This window comes from Actinomadura sp. 7K534 (assembly GCF_004348575.1).
Lineage (GTDB): Bacteria > Actinomycetota > Actinomycetes > Streptosporangiales > Streptosporangiaceae > Spirillospora > Spirillospora livida.
Map to the genome: position 1 here is coordinate 1 of NZ_SMKB01000148.1, position 17,904 is coordinate 17,904.

Here is a 17,904-nt window from a genome sequence, read left to right on the forward strand (position 1 = left end):
GTATGCCCGGACCGGGCTTCCCACCGGGCCCTCCCCCAGGCGTCCCCTCGCCTTCTGCAGAGGAGACCGCTCCGTCGCCTGCGCTCCCTCTTCTGGGGAAGCTCTCGCGCGTGCGTCGTTCACGCCCGCAGGAATCCGAGCCTGAGCCCGCACCCCTCGCCGCGGACCTCGACCCGTCCGCCTTCGAGGAGACCGCGACGTTCGACGCGTTCGCGCCGCGGCAACCCGACCGGAGCGACCAGACCATGCGGATCGACGCGGTCGGCCCAGACCCGACAGCCACTTTCGACGCGATCGACCTTGACGACCACCCGACCACCACCGACCCGGCCCCGCTCATCCCCGGCCTTGGGTCGGGACGTGACGAGGGTGGACGCGGTTCCTCGCCCCTGGCGTCCCTCGCCAAGATGCGGCGGCCCAGCAACCACGTCCTCGGTGTCGCGCTCTCACTCTTCATAGGCGTCGGCGTGGGAATCGCCATCATCGCGCTGGTGCTGTGGCCTCAGCTCAAGGCCGATGACGGGCCACCTCCGGACAGCGCCAACGCCTCCAACAACCGCCCGGTGACGACGATCCCGTCGTCCTTCGGGGGGACGTGGAAGGGAACGCTGGTCAACACCAGTCGCAATGCCTCGTTCCCTGTCGAGGTCACTTTCGAGGTGGGCGGTACCACGGGACGCGCCATCTATCCCAGGGAAGGTTGCGAGGGCACGCTCAGCATGACCAGGGGCACGGAGAGCGCGCTGAAAATGTCCCTGGCCGTCGGAAAGCCGTGCACGCCCGGGGTCGTCCAGGTCACCCGGCAGCCGGACGGGACGCTGCAGTACACGTGGAGCCGGCCGGGGACGAACCTCGGCTACGGAGGCAGGCTGATCCGCAGCTGAGCCCCGGCACTACCGGGGAAACCGTCCGATTTACCGTCCTATATCTCAATAGTTCCGCTAAGGTTCTTCCGCATTCGAAGCATCGATCTTGTGGTGGGGCCGCCGCGCGCGGGCTCCCGGTGAGAAGGAGACCGCCTTGCGGGTTGCCCACCGAAGGCTGCTGCTGGCCGGAGTCGTCGCGACCTGCCTGGGAGGCGCCGCCGCGTTCCCCGTGCTCGCCGCCAACTCGGAGTCGCTCGTGGAGGTGACGGCGGCGCAGGGCACCCCGGTCCCCGGCCAGTACATCGTCACGCTGAAGGCGGGCGCGTCCACCGACGCGGCCGCCAAGAAGGTCGACGCGGCCGGCGTCAAGCGCTTCGACGGCGTCCTGAACGGCTTCTCCGCACGCCTGAACGGCGAGCAGCTCGGCAAGCTGCGCCGCGACGACCGCGTCGCCGCGATCGAGCAGGACCAGATCGTCTCCATCAGCGGCACCCAGCGGGCACCGCTCCCCTGGGGCCTCGACCGCATCGACCAGCGGTCCCGGAACTACTCCAAGACCTACACGTACAAGTCCACCGGCAGCGGGGTCAACGCCTACGTCATCGACACCGGACTGGACGTCACGCACAAGGACTTCGGCGGCCGCGCCTCCATCGCCTGGACGGCCCCCAGGTTCAACGGCGACGGCCGTGACTGCAACGGCCACGGAACCCACGTCGCGGGGACCATCGGAGCCAAGACCTACGGCGTCGCCAAGGGAGTCAGGGTCCGCGCCCTCCGCGTCCTGGACTGCAAGGGCGACGGCTCGATGTCGGACCTGGTCGCCGCCGTCCAGTGGCTGCGCACCAACGCCGCCAAGCCCGCCGTGGCGAACCTGTCGCTCGGCGGACCGAAGTCGGACGCCCTCAACACCGCGGTCATGAACCTGTCCAAGTCCGGTGTGTTCGTCTCGGTCGCCGCGGGCAACAGCAACGCCGACGCGTGCAAGTTCTCCCCGTCCGGTGCGGGCTGGGTCATGACGGTGGGCGCCACCACCAAGTACGACAACCGCGCCACGTTCTCCAACTGGGGCAAGTGCGTCGACATCAACGCCCCCGGATACGGCATCTACTCCACATGGCCCGGAGGCGGCCACAAGGGCCTCACAGGGACCTCCATGGCCGCCCCCCACGTCAGCGGAGTAGCCGCCCTGTACCTGTCCACCCGCAAGACCGCCACGTTCCCGCAAGTGCAGAAGTGGCTCAACGACAACTCCACGCGTAGCCTGAAGCGCCTGCGCCAGCAGGCCAACCGGCTCGTCTACAAGGCGAACCTGTGAGTCGCGTCACGTAGGATGGCCCGGCTCCCAGGCAAGGAGCCGGGCATCCAGCGCTTCGCACCGCCTCACCCGCCTCGTGGGTCTAGCCTTGGCGAGGCAACAGACGGTTCTTTAAAGTTCATTGACCTTCGGCCGTGACGAGAGGAGATGCACGTGGAGACCCCCGCCTCCACTGGCAGGCGTTCCGGACGACGCGCCGCCCTGGCTCTCGTGGCGATCGCGACCGCGCTGCCGCTGCTCGGTACCGCCACACCGTCCGCCGGCGCCGCGGCACCCGCCGCCGCGCCGTTCGACCCGGGCGACGCCGCCAAGTTCGCGAAGCTGAACAAGCAGATCGAGCAGCTCGAGAAGGAGCTCGGCGGAGACCTCGCCAAGCTCAAGGACGCCCAGTACGCCGCCAAGAAGGCGCACCTCAAGTCGAGGGTCCTGGAGAAGGACCTGATCGAGGCCCGCGACGTCGTAGCCCGCTTCGCCGCCACCAAGTACATGATGAACGGCGAGGACCCCACGGTCACCTTCCTGTCGTCCGCCGACCCGAGCGAACTCCTCAGCAACGCCAGCCTCGTCAGCCACCTCGCCCAGAACCAGGCCACGAAGGTCGAGCAGATCCAGAAGCTCGTCAACGACCAGGTCCAGGCGAAGAAGCAGGCCGAGGCGAAGATGGCCGAGGTCAAGAAGGAGATCCAGGACCTCCGGAGCCGCAAGACCAAGATCCAGTCCCTGGTCAAGCGGTACAAGCCCGAGTCGCCGAGCACCGGCATGGGCGGCGTCACCCCCCGCATGCTCAAGACCAAGAACACCCTCGACCTCGAGTTCGGCCCCTTCCCCACCATCGGCTGCGTCCGCAGCACCGGCGACCCCCAGGACCACGGCACCGGCCACGCCTGCGACTTCATGGTCACGACCGGCGGCGTCATGGCCGGCGGCAGCGCCCGAACCCAGGGCGACCAGGTGGCCGAATACGCCATCTCCCACGCCGGCGCCCTAGGCATCAAATACGTCATCTGGCGCCAACGCATCTACGACATGCGCAGCCCCGGCTGGCGCATGATGGAGAACCGAGGCGGCAACACCGCCAACCACTACGACCACGTCCACATCTCGGTCTTCTAAGCGTGCAGGCCCTCCGACCAGGGCCGCAGCCCCTAGCGGACACGTCCAGGGCACTCACGCCGAAGTGCAGTACGCCGGGTCATTCGTGGGATCGGCCGTACCCGTTTGGGGCCGCGGCTCAGGGAGGGTGGGTACGGAGCCGCTCCCGGTTACGTCTCGGAGTCGGCAGAATCCCATGGTCCCAGCCTCCTCCGGCCGGGGATCTTCATTAGAAGCGCGAAGGGCGCCCGCGTCAGTGCGGGCGCCCTTCTTTCGTTGTGGGGTTAGTCGGCGTAGCTGGGGAGGGTTCGTTCGTGGGCTTCGCGTAGTTCGTACAGGGGGATGCTGAAGAGTTCCTGTTGGTCGCCGTCTGGGCCGTGGCCCGTTACGGTCAGGGAGTCTCCGCCCGCCACGCCGATCTGGGTCACGGGGATGCCCGCGGACTCGCAGAGGGCCGCGAGGCGGGCTTCGGCGCCGGGGCGGACGGCGACCATGGCGCGGGCCACCGACTCGCTGAACAGGGCGACGAACGGGTCGCCCGGCAGGGTGATGCGGGCGCCGAGGCTGCCGCGGAGGCACGACTCCACCAGGGTCTGGGAGAGGCCGCCGTCCGACAGGTCGTGGACGACGGTCACCAGGCCGTCGCGGATGGCGTTGACGAGGACGGAGGCAAGCGCGGTCTCTGCCTTGAGGTCCACGAGCGGGGGAAGGCCGCCCAGGTGCCCGTAGACGACGTGGGCCCATTCCGAGCCGCCGAACTCCTCGCGGGTCTCGCCGAGCAGCGCGAGCGTGGCGCCGTCGGAGGTGAGGCCCATGTTCACCCGGCGCCGCACGTCGTCGTGGACGCCGAGGACGCCTACGACAGGGGTCGGGTTGATGGGGGCGGAGCCGGTCTGGTTGTAGAAGCTCACGTTGCCGCCCGTGACCGGGATGCCGAGGTACTGGCAGCCGTCCGCCAGGCCCTCGACCGCGCGGGCGAACTGCCACATGACGCCCGGGTCCTCCGGGGAGCCGAAGTTGAGGCAGTTGGTGACGGCCAGCGGCCGCGCGCCCGTGGCGGCGACGTTGCGGAACGCTTCGGAGAGGGCCAGTTGCGCGCCCGCGTACGGGTCGAGGCGGGTGTAGCGGCCGTTCCCGTCCAGGGACAGCGCGATGCCCAGGCCGGAGTCGTCGTCGATACGGACCACGCCCGCGTTCTCCGGCATCGCCAAGACGGTGTTGCCGAGGACGTACCGGTCGTACTGGGACGTCACCCACGTCTTGCTGGCGAGGTTCGGAGAGCCCGCCAGCCACAGGACCGTGCGGCGCAGCTCGTCGCCGTTGGACGGGCGGGTGAGGCGGCCCGGTGTGTCGGACTGCAGCGCGCCCAGGTCGGCCGGGGGCTGCAGGGGCCGGTTGTAGACCGGGCCCTCGTCGGCGGCGGTGGTCGGCGGGAGGTCGACGATCGTCTCGCCGCGCCACGTCATGACCAGGCGGCCCGTGTCGGTGACCGTGCCGATCACCGTGGCCGGGATCTCCCAGCGGGCGCAGATCTCCATGAAGCGGTCGACCTTGTCGGGCGTGACGACCGCCATCATCCGCTCCTGCGACTCGCTCATGAGGATCTCCTCGGGGAGGAGCGTCTCGTCGCGGAGCGGGACGGTGTCGAGGTCGACGTGCATGCCGCCGGTGCCGGCCGCGGCCAGCTCCGTCGTCGCGCAGGAGACGCCGGCCGCGCCGAGGTCCTGGATGCCGACCACGAGGTCCTCGTTGAACAGCTCGAGGCAGCACTCGATGAGCAGCTTCTCCATGAACGGGTCGCCCACCTGGACCGACGGCCGCTTCTGGTGGGACTCCTCGTCGAACGTCGCCGAGGCGAGGACGGACGCGCCGCCGATGCCGTCCGGCCCGGTCAGGGCGCCGAACAGGATCACCTTGTTGCCGGGGCCCGGGGCGACCGCGCGCTGGATGTCCTCGTGCCGCATCACGCCGACGCACAGCGCGTTGACGAGCGGGTTCTGCCCGTAGCAGGCGTCGAAGACGGTCTCGCCGCCGATGTTGGGCAGGCCGAGCGAGTTGGCGTAGCCGCCGATGCCCGCCACCACGCCGGGGAGGACGCGCTGGGTGTCGGGGGCGTCGGCAGGGCCGAACCGGAGCGAGTCCATGACGGCGATGGGACGTGCGCCCATCGACATGATGTCGCGGACGATCCCGCCTACGCCGGTCGCGGCGCCCTGGTACGGCTCCACGTAGGAGGGGTGGTTGTGCGACTCCACCTTGAAGGTGACCGCCCAGCCCTGGCCGACGTCCACGACGCCGGCGTTCTCCCCCATACCGACGAGCAACTTGTCGGTCTTCGGGGCCTTCTCACCGAACTGGCGGAGGTGCACCTTGGAGCTCTTGTAGGAGCAGTGCTCGCTCCACATCACCGAGTAGATCGCCAGCTCGGCGGACGTGGGGCGGCGCCCGAGGATCTCGCGGACGCGCCGGTACTCCTCGTCGTTCATCCCGAGTTCGGCGTACGGCTGGGGGCGCTCGGGGGACGCGGCCGCGATGGCCACCGTGTCGGTGCCGTAGTAGGCCGGGCCGGTCGCCTCGATGGCGGGCTGCGGGCCCGTTCCCCGTCCGACGGCGGGCTGGGGGCCCGTGCCGGGGCCGACCGCGGGGAGCGGGCCGCTGTCGAGGCGGAGGACGGGCTGCGGGCCGGAGCCGGGGCCCACGGCGGGCTGCGGGCCCGTGCCGGTGCCGACCGCCGGCTGCGGGCCGGTGCCCGAGCCGACCGGCGGCGGCGCGTACTGGTTCAGGTCGTACTGATTCAGGTCGTACTGATTCAGGTCGGGCTGGTTCAGGTCGTACTGGTTCAAGCCGGGGTTCGGGAGCGTCACCGGGTCCGCCAGGGTGATGGCGGGGTCGGCGGGACCCTCCTCGGCCAGGGCGCGGGCGAACTCCTGCTCCGGCCCCTCCGTCTCACCCGGGAGGGGCTGAGCGGCCCGGAGCATGGCCTGGACGTCCGGGTCCACCTGGATGACCGGCTGGGGCTGGGCGGGCGCCTCAGGGACGACCACGGGCGGCGGCACCAGTGGCTGCGGAGACGCCTGGGGCGCGGGCGGGACCGCCCCGGGCTTGGCCGGTTTGGCCGGCTTGGCCTCCTCCAGCATGGCCTCGAACGCCTGGGTGACCGAGGGGTCGACCGGCTGGAGCTCTGGGTCGTCGGCGTCGGACTTCAGCTCGCCGAGCCACTCCATCGACGGCTCGTCCGAGGATTCCCGTGTCGCGCGCCCAGAGGCGTGAGGTTGCTCGCTCATGCGTTGACCAGTCTCTTGACGATGGACGTGAAGAAGCCGAGACCGTCCGTGGACGGCCCGGTCAGTGACTCCACGGCGTGCTCGGGGTGCGGCATGAGCCCGACCACGTTGCCGGCCTCGTTGCAGATTCCGGCGATGTCGTCCTGGGAGCCGTTGGGGTTCAGGTCGAGGTAGCGGGCGACGATCCGTCCGGAGGAGGCGAGTTCGGTCAGTGTTTCCCGGTCCGCGGTGTAGCGGCCGTCCCGGTTCTTGATCGGGATGACCAGTTCCTGGCCCTCCCGGTACTCGGTCGTCCAGACGGTGTCGGCGTTCTCCACCCGCAGCCGCTGGTCGCGGCACACGAAGTGCAGGCCCGCGTTCGGCAGCAGCGCGCCCGGCAGCAGGTGCGTCTCGCACAGCACCTGGAAGCCGTTGCAGATGCCGAGGACCGGCAGCCCCGCCTCGGCGGCGGCCACCAGTTCGGTCATGAGCGGGGCGAACCGGGCGATCGCCCCGGCGCGCAGGTAGTCCCCGTAGGAGAACCCGCCGGGCAGGACGACGGCGTCGACCCCCCGCAGGTCATGGTCTCCGTGCCAAAGGGCGACCGGCTCGGCTCCGGCAAGTCGCACGGCTCGCGCGGCGTCCTTGTCGTCGAGAGAACCGGGGAAGGTGATGATCCCGACCCGGGCAGCATCCATCTCTTCTGTTCCTCCGAATGAGGGGCACCGGAACGGGCGGTATCTCCTCCGCCGATCACCCCGCTGCGCGTCGCTTTCCCCCGCGCGCGGCTTCCAATCTACCCGGCGCTGTGCATGAGTTTGCGGTCGAGGCGCCGGACCAGTGCCTCGTCCCGCCAGCTCAGCCGCTTCCGCAGGTGAACGACGGTGCCCCGGTCGGACGAGGGGTCGATGTCCAGTTCGTCCACAAGGGCCCGCATGATCCTAAGCCCGCGGCCGGACTCGCTCAACATCCCGCGATCCACGGGGGCCGCGGTGCGGGGGCCGTGGCCGCGGTCCATGATTTCGAGCACACAGTCGGCCTCGTCCACGTGCATTGTGACCTGGTACTCACCGGACCCGCGGGCGTGCTGGACGGCGTTGGTGCACGCCTCGGAGGTGGCGACCAGAATGTCGCCGACGCAGTCCTCGGTGACGCCCAGCCCGCGCAGCGCGTCCCCCGCCACTCGCCGGACCACCGGGATGCTGGGCGCTTCGCGTGGGAGCGAGAGCGAGAACCGCATATCCACCCGGACACCTCGTGTATGCCCCGGGCTTCCTGGCCGTTCCCCCGGTCCCCGGAGCGTGCTCGACGACTCGACGCAGCTAACACTTCCCCGGCGGAATCTTCCGTAATCGCTATACTCACGGGTCGCTTCGCCAAATCCCGTCCGCCCGGCGCAATGGCGCACGGGCCCCGGAAAGCCCGCACGAACGGATGGAACGCGCCAAATCAGCGCGCCGGATAGACCCCGAAGCCGATCGGCATTCCAGGCCATTTCCGGTCAGAGAACGCGAACCTCGTAGTTCTCGATGACGGGGTTCGCGAGCAGGGTCTCGGCGATCTTGCCGACCCGCTCCAGGGCGGCCTCGTCGGCCTCCCCCTCCAGTTCCACCTCGAACCGCTTGCCCTGCCGGACCGCGACCACCCCGTCGAAACCCAGCTGCGGCAGTTTCCGGGCGATCGCCTGCCCCTGCGGGTCGAGGATCTCCGGCTTGAGCATGACGTCCACGACGACACGCGCCACGACCGCCCCCTCACTGGTCTGCGCTTTTCCTTACGATCCTGAAGCGTACGGCAACATTGCCCATCACGACCCATCCGCACCCCCCGGAGCCGCCCGATGAACGTCGAGGACCTGACTCCCCCGGAACGCCGCCTTTGGGATGCGTTCCCGAAGGGCGAATCCGTCGACCTGTCGTCGGGCGACCCCGACTACGACGACATCGCGCAGGCCGACCGCTGGGGACGGGAGCGGATAGTCAGGGCCGAGGTGCTCGTCGCGCTGCTCGTCGGCGCCGTGGAGCCGCAGCCGGGCGAGGTCGCCGCGGTCCGGCTCGCCGGGGCCCGCGTCATCGGCTCCTTGAACCTGGGCCACGCGGAGGTCAGCGTCCCCCTGGCGCTCACGGGGTGCTCGTTCGACGAGGCCCCGCACCTGTACTGGGCGAGCATGAACAGCGTCCACCTGATGCGGTGCCGCCTGCCCGGTCTCATAGCGTCCGGTACGCGGGTCGACGGGCACCTGTGGCTGGAGGGCAGCCGCATCACGGGCGGCCTGTGGCTGGACGGCGCGAACATCACCGGCATCCTGAACATGTCGGGGGTCCAGCTGTCCAACCCCGGAGGGGACGCGCTGCTCGCCGACCGCCTCACCGTCGAGGCCAACGTCTACTGCGACCAGGGGTTCGCGGCCAGCGGCGAGGTCCGGCTGCCCGGCGCCCGGGTGGGCGGCCAGCTGATCTTCCGGGGGGCGCGGCTGCACAACCCGGCCGGCGCCGCCCTGTACGCGAGCCGCCTGGACGTGGCCGCGAACGTGTTCTGCGACGGCGGGTTCAGCGCCGAGGGCGAGATCCGGCTCCGCGGCGCCCGCGTCGGCGGCTACCTGTCCTTCGTGGGGGCGCGGCTGTCGGCGCCCGGGAAGACCGCCCTGAACGCCGACGACCTCGCCGTAGAGACCGACGTGTACTGCTCGGACGGGTTCACTGCCACCGGCGCCGTCTCCTTCGCCGGCGCCCGCGTCACCGGCCAGCTCAGCCTCCGCGGCGCCCACCTGCGCAACGAGGAGGGGACGGCGCTCAGCGTCCAGCGCATCCAGGCGGAGGAGCTGCTGCTCCGCACCGCCGAGCCGATCAGGGGCATCGCCGACCTGTCCTACGCGCGCATCAGCCTGCTGCGCGACGACGCCGCCTCGTGGCCGGAGCGCCTCCAGCTCGACGGCCTGCAGTACGAGACGCTCGAACCGCCGCTGACGGCCCGCGAGCGGCTGGACTGGCTGCACCGCGACACCGACGGGTACGCGCCGCAGCCCTACGAGCGCCTTGCGCTGGCCTACCGGTCCCTCGGCCTGGACTCCGACGGCCGCTACGTGCTGCTCGCGAAGGCCCGGGACCGCCGCGGGACCCAGGGGCTGCCCCGCAAGATCGTCGGCTGGCTGCAGGACGTCCTCGTCGGCTACGGCTACCGTCCGTTCCGCGCGGCGAGCTGGCTGATCGGGCTGCTCGTGTTCGGGACGGTCGTCTTCTCCCTGGAGAACCCGCCGGTGCTGAACGCCGACGACAGCCCGCACTTCAACGCGTTCTTCTACACCCTCGACCTGATCCTGCCCATCGGCGACCTCGGCCAGGAGAGGGTGTTCGCGCCCAAGGGCGTCCACCAGTGGATCGCGAACTTCATCGTCGTCGCCGGCCTGATCCTCGGGCTGACCGTCGCCGCCGGAGCCAGCCGGGCGCTCTCCCGCGAGTGAGGCCCGTCCCCACCTCGGGCGGGTGGCGCGAATCACGTCCGGGTGCGGGGCGTGCCTGGCCAGGGCTCGTTTGGATCAAAGGACGGCGCTCGGGGTAGGACCTGCATGGCGGGACTTGCATCGTAAGGTGTGATGTCTGCCACGATGGCATATGCGGCTTTCGTCCCTTACCGGGGCCCGGAGGCCGCGGACATCGGCCGAACGCGCGGCGATCCCGCGTGACGGCCCCGAACGAGGAGTGTCATCGATGACGATCGACTCCGTGCGCGGCGCGCCCGACACGACCGAGCTCGCCGAGCCAGAGCTCATCCAGCTGCTCACCCCCGAGGGCGAGCGCGTCGAGCATCCCGACTACCCCCTGGACCTCAGCGCCGAGGAAGTGCGCGACCTCTACCGCGACCTGGTCATCGTGCGGCGGATCGACCTGGAGTCCGTGGCGCTCACCCGGCAGGGCGAGCTCGGCATCTGGGCGTCGCTGCTCGGGCAGGAGGCGGCGCAGATCGGCTCGGGCCGCGCGCTCACCGAGCACGACATGGTGTTCCCGACGTACCGGGAGCACGGCGTGGCGTGGTGCCGGAACGTCGAGCCGCTGAACCTGCTCGGCCTGTTCCGCGGCGTCAACCACGGCGGGTGGGACCCCGCCGAGCACGGCTTCCACCTGTACACCATCGTGATCGGCAGCCAGACGCTGCACGCCACCGGGTACGCGATGGGCGTCCAGCGGGACGGCGTCCTGGGCACGCCGTCGGCGGGTGCGACGATCGCCTACTTCGGCGACGGGGCGACCTCGCAGGGCGACGTGAACGAGTCGTTCGTGTTCGCCTCGGTGTTCAACGCCCCCATCGTGTTCTTCTGCCAGAACAACCAGTGGGCCATCTCCGAGCCGCTGGAGCGGCAGACCAGGATCCCCCTCTACAAGCGGGCAAACGGCTTCGGCTTCCCGGGCCTGCGCGTGGACGGCAACGACGTCTTCGCCTGCCTCGCCGTGACCAGGAAGGCGCTGGAGAACGCCCGCACCGGGCAGGGCCCCACGCTCATCGAAGCGTTCACCTACCGGATGGGCGCCCACACCACGACGGACGACCCCACGCGCTACCGGCTCAAGGCCGAAGAGGAGGCGTGGAAGCTCAAGGACCCCATCGAGCGCGTCAAGGCGTACCTGGTGCGCAACGACCTCGCCGACTCGGGGTTCTTCGACAAGGTGGAGGACGAGGCCAAGCAGCTGGCCCGGGAACTGCGCGAGGCGTGCCTGGCGCTGCCGGACCCGGATCCGATGTCCATGTTCGACCACGTGTACGCGGAGCGGCATCCGCTGATGACCGAGGAGCAGGAGCAGTTCGCCGCCTACCTGGCGTCGTTCGAGGAGGAGTCGAAGTGACCACCCTGACCCTCGGCAAGGCGATGAACGAGGGCCTGCGCAAGGCCATGGAGAACGACTCGAAGGTCCTCGTGATGGGCGAGGACGTCGGGAAGCTCGGCGGGGTCTTCCGGATCACCGACGGGCTGATGAAGGACTTCGGCGAGGAACGCGTCATAGACACGCCGCTCGCAGAGTCGGGCATCATCGGCACGGCGATCGGGCTGGCGCTGCGCGGCTACCGGCCCGTCTGCGAGATCCAGTTCGACGGGTTCGTGTTCCCGGCCGCCGACCAGATCATCACCCAGCTCGCCAAGATGCGGATGCGGTCGCTCGGCGCGGTGTCGCTGCCGGTCGTCGTCCGGATCCCCTGCGGCGGCGGCATCGGCGCGGTCGAGCACCACTCCGAGTCCCCCGAGGCGTACTTCACGCACACGGCCGGGCTGCGGGTGGTCGCGTGCTCGAACCCGGTGGACGCCTACTCGATGATCCAGCAGTCGATCGCGTCCCCCGACCCGGTGATCTTCTTCGAGCCGAAGCGGCGGTACTGGGAGAAGGCGGAGGTGGACGTCGACTCGTCCGACTGGACGCCGCTCCACCAGGCCAAGGTCGTCCAGCCGGGCGACCACGTGACCGTGCTGGCGTACGGGCCGTCCGTGAAGACCTGCCTGGAGGCCGCCGCCGCGGCCGCCGAGGAGGGCCGTTCGCTGGAGGTCATCGACCTGCGCTCGCTGAACCCGCTCGACCTCGGCACCGTGGTCGACTCGGTCAACCGGACGGGGCGCTGCGTCGTCGTCCACGAGGCCCCGGTGTTCAGCGGTTTCGGCGCCGAACTGGCGGCGCGGATCACCGAGAACTGCTTCTACCGGCTGGAGTCGCCGGTACTGCGGGTCGGCGGGTTCTCCACGCCGTACCCGCCCTCGCGCGTCGAGGACCACTACCTGCCCGACCTCGATCGCATCCTGGACGCGGTCGACCGAACCTTCGCGTGGTGACGCCGGTGAGCCAGCCGAAGATCTTCAACCTGCCGGACGTGGGCGAGGGCCTGACCGAGGCCGAGATCGTGAAGTGGCACGTCCAGCCCGGCGACACCGTCGAGATCAACCAGACCATCGTCGAGATCGAGACGGCGAAGGCGATCGTCGAGCTGCCGTGCCCGTTCGAGGGCGTGGTGACCGAGCTGATGGCCACCGAGGGCGAGACCGTCGACGTCGGCAAGCCCATCATCTCGGTGGACGCCGACGGCGGCGGCAGCGTGGCGACGCCGGTGTCCGACCCCCCGGCGCAGGCCGCGGCGATCAAGCAGGACGCCGTGCCGCGTGTCGAGGAGCCGGGCATGGTGTCGCCGGAGGCGCCGCCGAAGCGCCAGCCCGTCCTCGTGGGGTACGGGGTCAAGGAGGGCGCGACGAAGCGCCGCCCGCGCAAGTCCGCCAACGGCGCCCCGCCGCACGCCCAGCAGGCGCCGGCCCCTCCCGCGCCGCCGCAGGCCCCCGCACCGGCACCGGTCGCGCCGCCCGCGCCTCGCCCCCAGCCCGGGGGCAACGGGCTGCCGCTCGCCAAGCCGCCGGTCCGGAAGATGGCCAAGGACCTCGGCGTGGACCTCGCCGCCATCACCGGGACGGGCCCGCAGGGCTCGATCACGCGCGAGGACGTCCTCGCCGCCCAGGCCGGAACCCAGGTCGAGCCGCAGGCGCCGCCGGTGCCCGCGCAGGCGGGGCCGCGGGAGGAGCGGAGGCCGGTCAAGGGCGTCCGCAAGGCGACCGCGGCGGCGATGTCCGGCTCGGCGTTCACCGCCCCGCACGTCACCGAGTTCCTCCAGGTGGACGTGACGCGGACGATGGAGACCGTGAAGCGGCTCCGCGAGCTGCCCGAGTTCGCGGACGTGAAGGTGTCCCCGCTGCTGCTGGTGGCGCGGGCCCTGCTCACCGCCGTGGCGCGGCACCCGGAGGTCAACGCGACCTGGGTGGACGGGCCGTCCGGCGCGGAGATCGTCGTCAAGCGCTACGTGAACCTCGGGATCGCGGCGGCCACCGACCGCGGCCTGATCGTCCCGAAGGTGAAGGAGGCGCAGGACCTCGACCTGCCCGGCCTGGCCCGCGCGCTCGGCGAGCTGACCGAGAAGGCCCGCGCCGGGAAGGCGACGCCCGCCGACCTGTCCGACGGGACGATCACGATCACGAACGTGGGCGTGTTCGGCGTGGACACCGGGACCCCGATCCTCACCCCCGGTGAGGCCGCGATCCTGGCGTTCGGCCAGATCAGGGACATGCCGTGGGTGCACGAGGGCGAGCTGGCGATCCGGAAGGTCACCACGCTGTCGCTGTCGTTCGACCACCGGATCGTGGACGGCGAGCTGGGGTCGCGGGTGCTCCGCGACGTCGGCGACATGCTGGAGGACCCCATCCGCATGCTCGCCTGGTCGTAACCGGACTGGTCGTAACCGGATTCGTCGGGGCCGGTGCCGCGGGCGGCACCGGCCCCGCACTTTGCTGTACCGCGAAGCTCATTGACCAGGCGTTACGCCACCGGTTTCATAGTCTCGCCCCATGGCAGATTCCTCGATCCACCTCCGCATCGGACCGGACGAACTGGTGATCCGCCGACGCTACGAGACGCTCTCGATCGCCAATGACTTCGGGGCCGCGCTGCTGTTCCTGGTGGGCAGCGCGCTGTTCTTCCCGGAGTCGACCACCTTCGCCGCGAAGTGCCTGTTCGTGATCGGGTCGGTCATGTTCCTCATGCGCCCGACGATCCGGTTGAGCCGCCGCTTCCACCTGCAGAGGCGGTATGGGGACGGCATGGCCGGATCGCACGAGTCCTCGATGGACTTCTGAGGGGCGCCCGGGTCACTGCACCGGGACGTCGTCGAACGTGCCGAAGGGGCCGGCGTCGAAGGTGACGGAGGAGGCGTTTCCGGGCGGGGCGGGGAGGTAGACGAAGCCGCGGACGGGCTGGTTCACCTCGGTGGTGAAGACGGCGCGTCCAGGGGCGAGGTAGGAGCCGGGGGCGCCCGGCGTCCCGGGACCGATGCGGACGGCGCGATAGACGTCCATGCCTCCCTTCACCTTGATGGAGAACGCGGTGAACACACCCCCCGGGTAGTCCGTGTGGGGGTAGGACGCGTCCGGTGGAGTGGGGCCTGGGCCTTCGTTGACGATGTCGAACACGGCGACGATGTAGGCGCCGTCCCGGTAGAAGGGCTTGACGTCCATGCGCCGCTTGGCCTCGCCGAACTTCGTCGATCGGCTGGCGACCTTCTCACCGTCCTCCGGCCGGAAATCCGCGGGCGTACCGGCGGCTCCATCGCTCGCCGTGGCGGACGGACTGGACGTGGCGGACGAACTGGCCGAAGCACTGGCCGAGCCGCTCGACGAGGCTCCGGGCGAGGGGCTGGACGATGCGTCCCCGGTCTCCTTCTCGATGATGTCGTGCAACACGACGGGGTTCCCGGGTCCGGGCGACGACCCCGGAGACGGCTCCGTACCCGCGCTCGCCGTGATCGTCGGGGTGCCCGCCCCGGTCGGGGCGCCGGACGGCCCATCGGTTGCGGTCTCCGCCTCGACGCCCGCCTCCGGCTCGGTCCCGGTCCCCTCGTCGGTACCCGCGTCCACCCCGGCGCCGACCCCCGGCGGGGCGCTGCCTCCCGGCTCGGCGCCCGGCGGCGGTGCGGTGGCCGTTGGCAGTGCGGAGCCCGATGGCGACGCGGTGGCCGTGCCCGTCACGGGGATGCCGGTGAACTCCCCCGCCGAGCCCGGCGTGAGGACGGTGAGCTTCGTGACGTCCGGCGGGAGGGCCGGGTACTCGGCGGCCATCTCGCGGGTCGTGCCGGGCGCGAAGCCGTCCCCGCTCGTGGATCCGGTCGGCCGGTACAGCCGGCGTCCGACCGGGTCGAGCAGGTCGATGGCGAACATGACGGACTTCGTGGCCGTGTCCATAGAGGTCACGCTGTAGCGCAGTACCGACTTGGCACCCTGCCGCTCGATGCCCTTGATCTCGACGCGCGCATGCAACCCGTCCGCGCTGCCGAACCAGCCCTCTTTGGCGAACGTCCCCGTGGCGTTCGCGGGACGGGCGGAGCCACCGGCCCCGGCCGTCGGCGGATCGACTTTCACCGGCCCGTCATTCGCGCAGCCGGTGAGGAGCAGCAGCCCGGAAAGGGAGGCGGCCAGGGTGGGAACGCGGCGCATCGGTCATCCGTCGAGGAGTGGCGGGCGGGAGACGGAGGCCACAGTAGTCACCGCCGTAGCGCCTCGCCATCTTCAGCGGAGGTCACCTCCGGTGAGTCGGACCGAAGGTCGGGCGAGTCAGCAGGCGCCGTCGTTGACGGACGTGCTGACCGAGTGGCTCCAGGGCTCGCCGATGCCGCCGCCGATGTTCAGGTCGTTGTCCACGGTGACGGTGAGGCAGACGGGGTTCTCGCCGTCGCGGTTCGTCAGCTCGTACTCGCCGCTGCCGGCCGAGCGGATCTTCACGTTGCCGCCGCCGTGCTCGTTCACGGCGTCGTACAGGTCGGACGACGCGCGGAACGACGAACCGATCCCGGACTGCGTCCCCTGGTTCAGGTCGGACGCCGCGGAGGACGCGACGGAGCGCACCTGCGCCGTCGAGTAGGTGCTCGACGCGTCGGCGGCGTTGAGGACGGCGGCGAGGACGAGCATCATGGCCGCACCGAGGAACAGGCCGATCCGGTTGAAGACGTGCGCGGCCTCGGACGGCTCGTTGGCCTCGGGGCGGCGGTACTGCCAGGCCGCGGTCTTCCAGTAGAGCTTCCGCTGATCCATGCACCCGAGCACGAAGAAGACGGCCGCCAGCACGAAGCACATGACGATCAGAGCGGTCACGGGGCGCCTCCTCGAAGCCGGGATCACCGGTTGGATGCGCGCGCACGGCAATCCGTTCAATCCCGGGCAATCGAGACCCGGGCGTCAGGAAGGGCGAGGGGGCGTCACCTCAGGGACGGGGCGGGTTGTCGCCGTCATAGGTGCGTTCGTCCCGTCCCGATGGGAAGCGGGGCTGACGCTGCTGCATCCGGGACATCATCAGGAGCTGGAGCGCGAACGTCACCCCGCCGACGATGATCAGGATGACGCCGATGATGTGAATGTCCACCGGGTCCGTCATCGCATCCGGTTGGATCGCGAACTTGAGGATCAGTCCGAGCGTGATCAAGAAAACACTGACGCCGACACCCATGCGATGACCTCCGCCGGACGATCCTTGGCCGTGTTCTTTAACTATCCGTTTCGATCTCCGGTCACACGTCGGCGGGCGCGCGGGATCGTTGTCAGCCGCCCTGCCGTACCGGGACGTTGTCGACTTTTCCGAAAGGCCCGGCGTCAAAAGTGACGGAAGTGACCTTGCCAGGCGGGGCGGGAAGGTAGGCGAAGCCGCGGACGGTCTCGTACTCCTCGGCCTCGCCGACAACGCGTCCCGGGTCGACGTAGGCGCCCGTGGCCCCGGGCGTCACGGTGCCGATCCGGACGGTGCGGTAGACGTCCTTGCTCCCCGGCACCCGGACGGAGAAGGAGGTGAACACGCCTCCCGGATAGTCCCGGTGCGCGTAGGACGCGTCCGGCGGAGTGAGCCCCGGACCTTCGTTGACGACGTCGAACACGGCGACGATGTAGGCGCCGTCCCGGTAGAAGGGCTTGACGTCGATGCGCCGCTTGGCGTCTCCGAACTCCGCCGAGCGACTGGCGACTTTCTTCCCGTCCCACCGCCGGAAGTCGGCGGGCGCGGTTTTCGGGCTAGCCGTCTCCGGCCGCTTCACCTCGTACGTGATCTCGACCCGGCGGTTGCGCTCGCGGGCCTCGGCATCGTCCTCCACGGCGATGGGCTCCGCAGCTCCCCTGCCACTCGCCGTGTAGGAGAACCCGTCCCCGAGCCGGGACTTCATCTCACGCATAACGGCCTCGGCGCGCTCTTTGGACAACTCCACGTTGGCGGTGTCATCCCCGCCGCTGTCGGTGTGCCCCTCGAAATTCAGCGAGCCGACGGCCTTCGCCTTAATCTCCCGCGCGATCTCGTCCAGCAAGGTCCCAGCACGCCTGGCCAAATTAGCGGAGCTCTTCTCGAACACCGCATCCGCGTGGAGACCAACCGTCACCCGATGGCCGCTCGTCGTGACGTCCCTGTCCTCACCTTCGGTGATGGAGTACAGCTCCACCGGATTGCCACGCAGTCGCGCCAGGGACGCGGCGGACGCATCGTCGGGACCGGTCACGGGAATGCCGGTGAACTCGCCGGCCGTACCCTGCGTTATCGCGGTGACCTTCGCGACGCTCCGCGGAATGGCCGGGTACTCGGCCGTCATCTCGCGAGCTTCACCGGGCTCAAAGCCCTCCCCACCCGTGGCCCCGGTGGACTTGTAGAGCAGGCGCCCCACCGGATCAATCAGGTCGACCGCGAACGTCAGGAACTTCCTGGACGAGTCCAGGGACGTCACGCTGTACCGCAGCACCGATTTGTCACCCCGGCGCTCAACACCCTTGATCTGAACACGAGCGCGCAGCATCGCGCCCGCCCCACCGAACAGCCCCTCCTTGACG

At 70.2% G+C, this 17,904-nt stretch carries 16 protein-coding genes; 8 read left to right on the plus strand and 8 right to left on the minus strand.

Features of this window, described 5'->3' with window-relative positions:
• The first annotated feature begins 110 nt into the window (after window positions 1-110).
• The 3 genes from E1266_RS24910 to E1266_RS24920 all read left to right on the plus strand — a co-directional run bounded on the left by E1266_RS24910 (window position 111) and on the right by E1266_RS24920 (window position 3,297).
• Complete coding sequence (locus E1266_RS24910; RefSeq protein WP_132050908.1) at window positions 111-884, plus strand: hypothetical protein; 774 nt, start codon at window positions 111-113, stop codon at window positions 882-884.
• Between the two features lie 136 nt (window positions 885-1,020).
• Window positions 1,021-2,184 carry a S8 family peptidase gene (locus E1266_RS24915; protein ID WP_132050910.1) on the plus strand — a complete coding sequence of 388 codons (1,164 nt, stop codon included), beginning with the start codon at window positions 1,021-1,023 and terminating at the stop codon, window positions 2,182-2,184.
• Between the two features lie 147 nt (window positions 2,185-2,331).
• Entirely contained in the window at window positions 2,332-3,297 is a 966-nt protein-coding gene (locus E1266_RS24920) for a hypothetical protein (protein WP_243718835.1), read from the plus strand.
• A 263-nt stretch (window positions 3,298-3,560) separates the two neighbouring features.
• Here the strand turns inward: E1266_RS24920 and purL are convergent, their stop codons facing one another.
• The 4 genes from purL to purS form a co-directional block, all read right to left on the minus strand.
• On the minus strand, window positions 3,561-5,855 hold the full coding sequence (purL, locus tag E1266_RS24925) for a phosphoribosylformylglycinamidine synthase subunit PurL (RefSeq protein ID WP_132050936.1): 2,295 nt from the start codon (window positions 5,853-5,855) through the stop codon (window positions 3,561-3,563).
• Between the two features lie 701 nt (window positions 5,856-6,556).
• Window positions 6,557-7,237 carry a phosphoribosylformylglycinamidine synthase subunit PurQ gene (gene purQ, locus E1266_RS24930; protein WP_132050914.1) on the minus strand — a complete coding sequence of 227 codons (681 nt, stop codon included), beginning with the start codon at window positions 7,235-7,237 and terminating at the stop codon, window positions 6,557-6,559.
• 98 nt (window positions 7,238-7,335) lie between these two features.
• Window positions 7,336-7,734 carry an ATP-binding protein gene (locus E1266_RS24935; RefSeq protein WP_243718837.1) on the minus strand — a complete coding sequence of 133 codons (399 nt, stop codon included), beginning with the start codon at window positions 7,732-7,734 and terminating at the stop codon, window positions 7,336-7,338.
• 306 nt (window positions 7,735-8,040) lie between these two features.
• Window positions 8,041-8,283, minus strand: coding sequence for a phosphoribosylformylglycinamidine synthase subunit PurS (gene purS / locus E1266_RS24940; protein WP_131984582.1), 243 nt, complete (start codon window positions 8,281-8,283; stop codon window positions 8,041-8,043).
• Window positions 8,284-8,379: 96 nt separating this feature from the next.
• On the opposite strand from purS, the gene E1266_RS24945 reads away from it, so the two are divergent.
• The 5 genes from E1266_RS24945 to E1266_RS24965 all read left to right on the plus strand — a co-directional run bounded on the left by E1266_RS24945 (window position 8,380) and on the right by E1266_RS24965 (window position 14,190).
• Complete coding sequence (locus E1266_RS24945; RefSeq protein WP_132050918.1) at window positions 8,380-9,999, plus strand: hypothetical protein; 1,620 nt, start codon at window positions 8,380-8,382, stop codon at window positions 9,997-9,999.
• Window positions 10,000-10,246: 247 nt separating this feature from the next.
• On the plus strand, window positions 10,247-11,377 hold the full coding sequence (pdhA, locus tag E1266_RS24950) for a pyruvate dehydrogenase (acetyl-transferring) E1 component subunit alpha (RefSeq protein ID WP_207945897.1): 1,131 nt from the start codon (window positions 10,247-10,249) through the stop codon (window positions 11,375-11,377).
• Window positions 11,374-12,351 (plus strand): alpha-ketoacid dehydrogenase subunit beta, encoded by a 978-nt coding sequence (locus E1266_RS24955; protein ID WP_132050922.1) that lies wholly within the window; start codon window positions 11,374-11,376, stop codon window positions 12,349-12,351. Before pdhA ends, E1266_RS24955 begins: the two co-directional genes overlap by 4 nt.
• Before the next feature lie 5 nt (window positions 12,352-12,356).
• The gene (locus E1266_RS24960; RefSeq protein ID WP_207945898.1) at window positions 12,357-13,781 is read left to right on the plus strand and encodes a dihydrolipoamide acetyltransferase family protein; all 1,425 of its coding nucleotides are present in this window, start codon (window positions 12,357-12,359) and stop codon (window positions 13,779-13,781) included.
• 121 nt (window positions 13,782-13,902) lie between these two features.
• Complete coding sequence (locus E1266_RS24965) at window positions 13,903-14,190, plus strand: YrhK family protein (RefSeq protein WP_132050926.1); 288 nt, start codon at window positions 13,903-13,905, stop codon at window positions 14,188-14,190.
• 12 nt (window positions 14,191-14,202) lie between these two features.
• Here E1266_RS24965 and E1266_RS24970 read toward each other — a convergent pair whose 3' ends face one another.
• The 4 genes from E1266_RS24970 to E1266_RS24985 form a co-directional block, all read right to left on the minus strand.
• A complete protein-coding gene (locus E1266_RS24970; protein WP_132050928.1) occupies window positions 14,203-15,543 on the minus strand; it encodes a hypothetical protein in 1,341 nt (446 codons plus the stop codon).
• 117 nt (window positions 15,544-15,660) lie between these two features.
• Window positions 15,661-16,197, minus strand: a complete 537-nt coding sequence (locus E1266_RS24975) for a hypothetical protein (RefSeq protein WP_132050930.1) — start codon at window positions 16,195-16,197, stop codon at window positions 15,661-15,663.
• Between the two features lie 109 nt (window positions 16,198-16,306).
• The gene (locus E1266_RS24980; RefSeq protein WP_132050932.1) at window positions 16,307-16,549 is read right to left on the minus strand and encodes a DUF6458 family protein; all 243 of its coding nucleotides are present in this window, start codon (window positions 16,547-16,549) and stop codon (window positions 16,307-16,309) included.
• Between the two features lie 91 nt (window positions 16,550-16,640).
• Window positions 16,641-17,904 (minus strand): OmpA family protein (locus E1266_RS24985; protein WP_132050934.1); only part of this gene is annotated, 1,264 nt, incomplete at its 5' end.

Coding starts and splice junctions, on each gene's coding strand:
- E1266_RS24920 (WP_243718835.1), top strand. CDS start 2,332: ATGCACGTGGAGACCCCCGCCTCCACTGGCAGGCGTTCCGGACGACGC.
- purQ (WP_132050914.1), bottom strand. CDS start 7,237: ATGGATGCTGCCCGGGTCGGGATCATCACCTTCCCCGGTTCTCTCGAC.
- E1266_RS24945 (WP_132050918.1), top strand. CDS start 8,380: ATGAACGTCGAGGACCTGACTCCCCCGGAACGCCGCCTTTGGGATGCG.
- pdhA (WP_207945897.1), top strand. CDS start 10,247: ATGACGATCGACTCCGTGCGCGGCGCGCCCGACACGACCGAGCTCGCC.
- E1266_RS24965 (WP_132050926.1), top strand. CDS start 13,903: ATGGCAGATTCCTCGATCCACCTCCGCATCGGACCGGACGAACTGGTG.
- E1266_RS24970 (WP_132050928.1), bottom strand. CDS start 15,543: ATGCGCCGCGTTCCCACCCTGGCCGCCTCCCTTTCCGGGCTGCTGCTC.
- E1266_RS24980 (WP_132050932.1), bottom strand. CDS start 16,549: ATGGGTGTCGGCGTCAGTGTTTTCTTGATCACGCTCGGACTGATCCTC.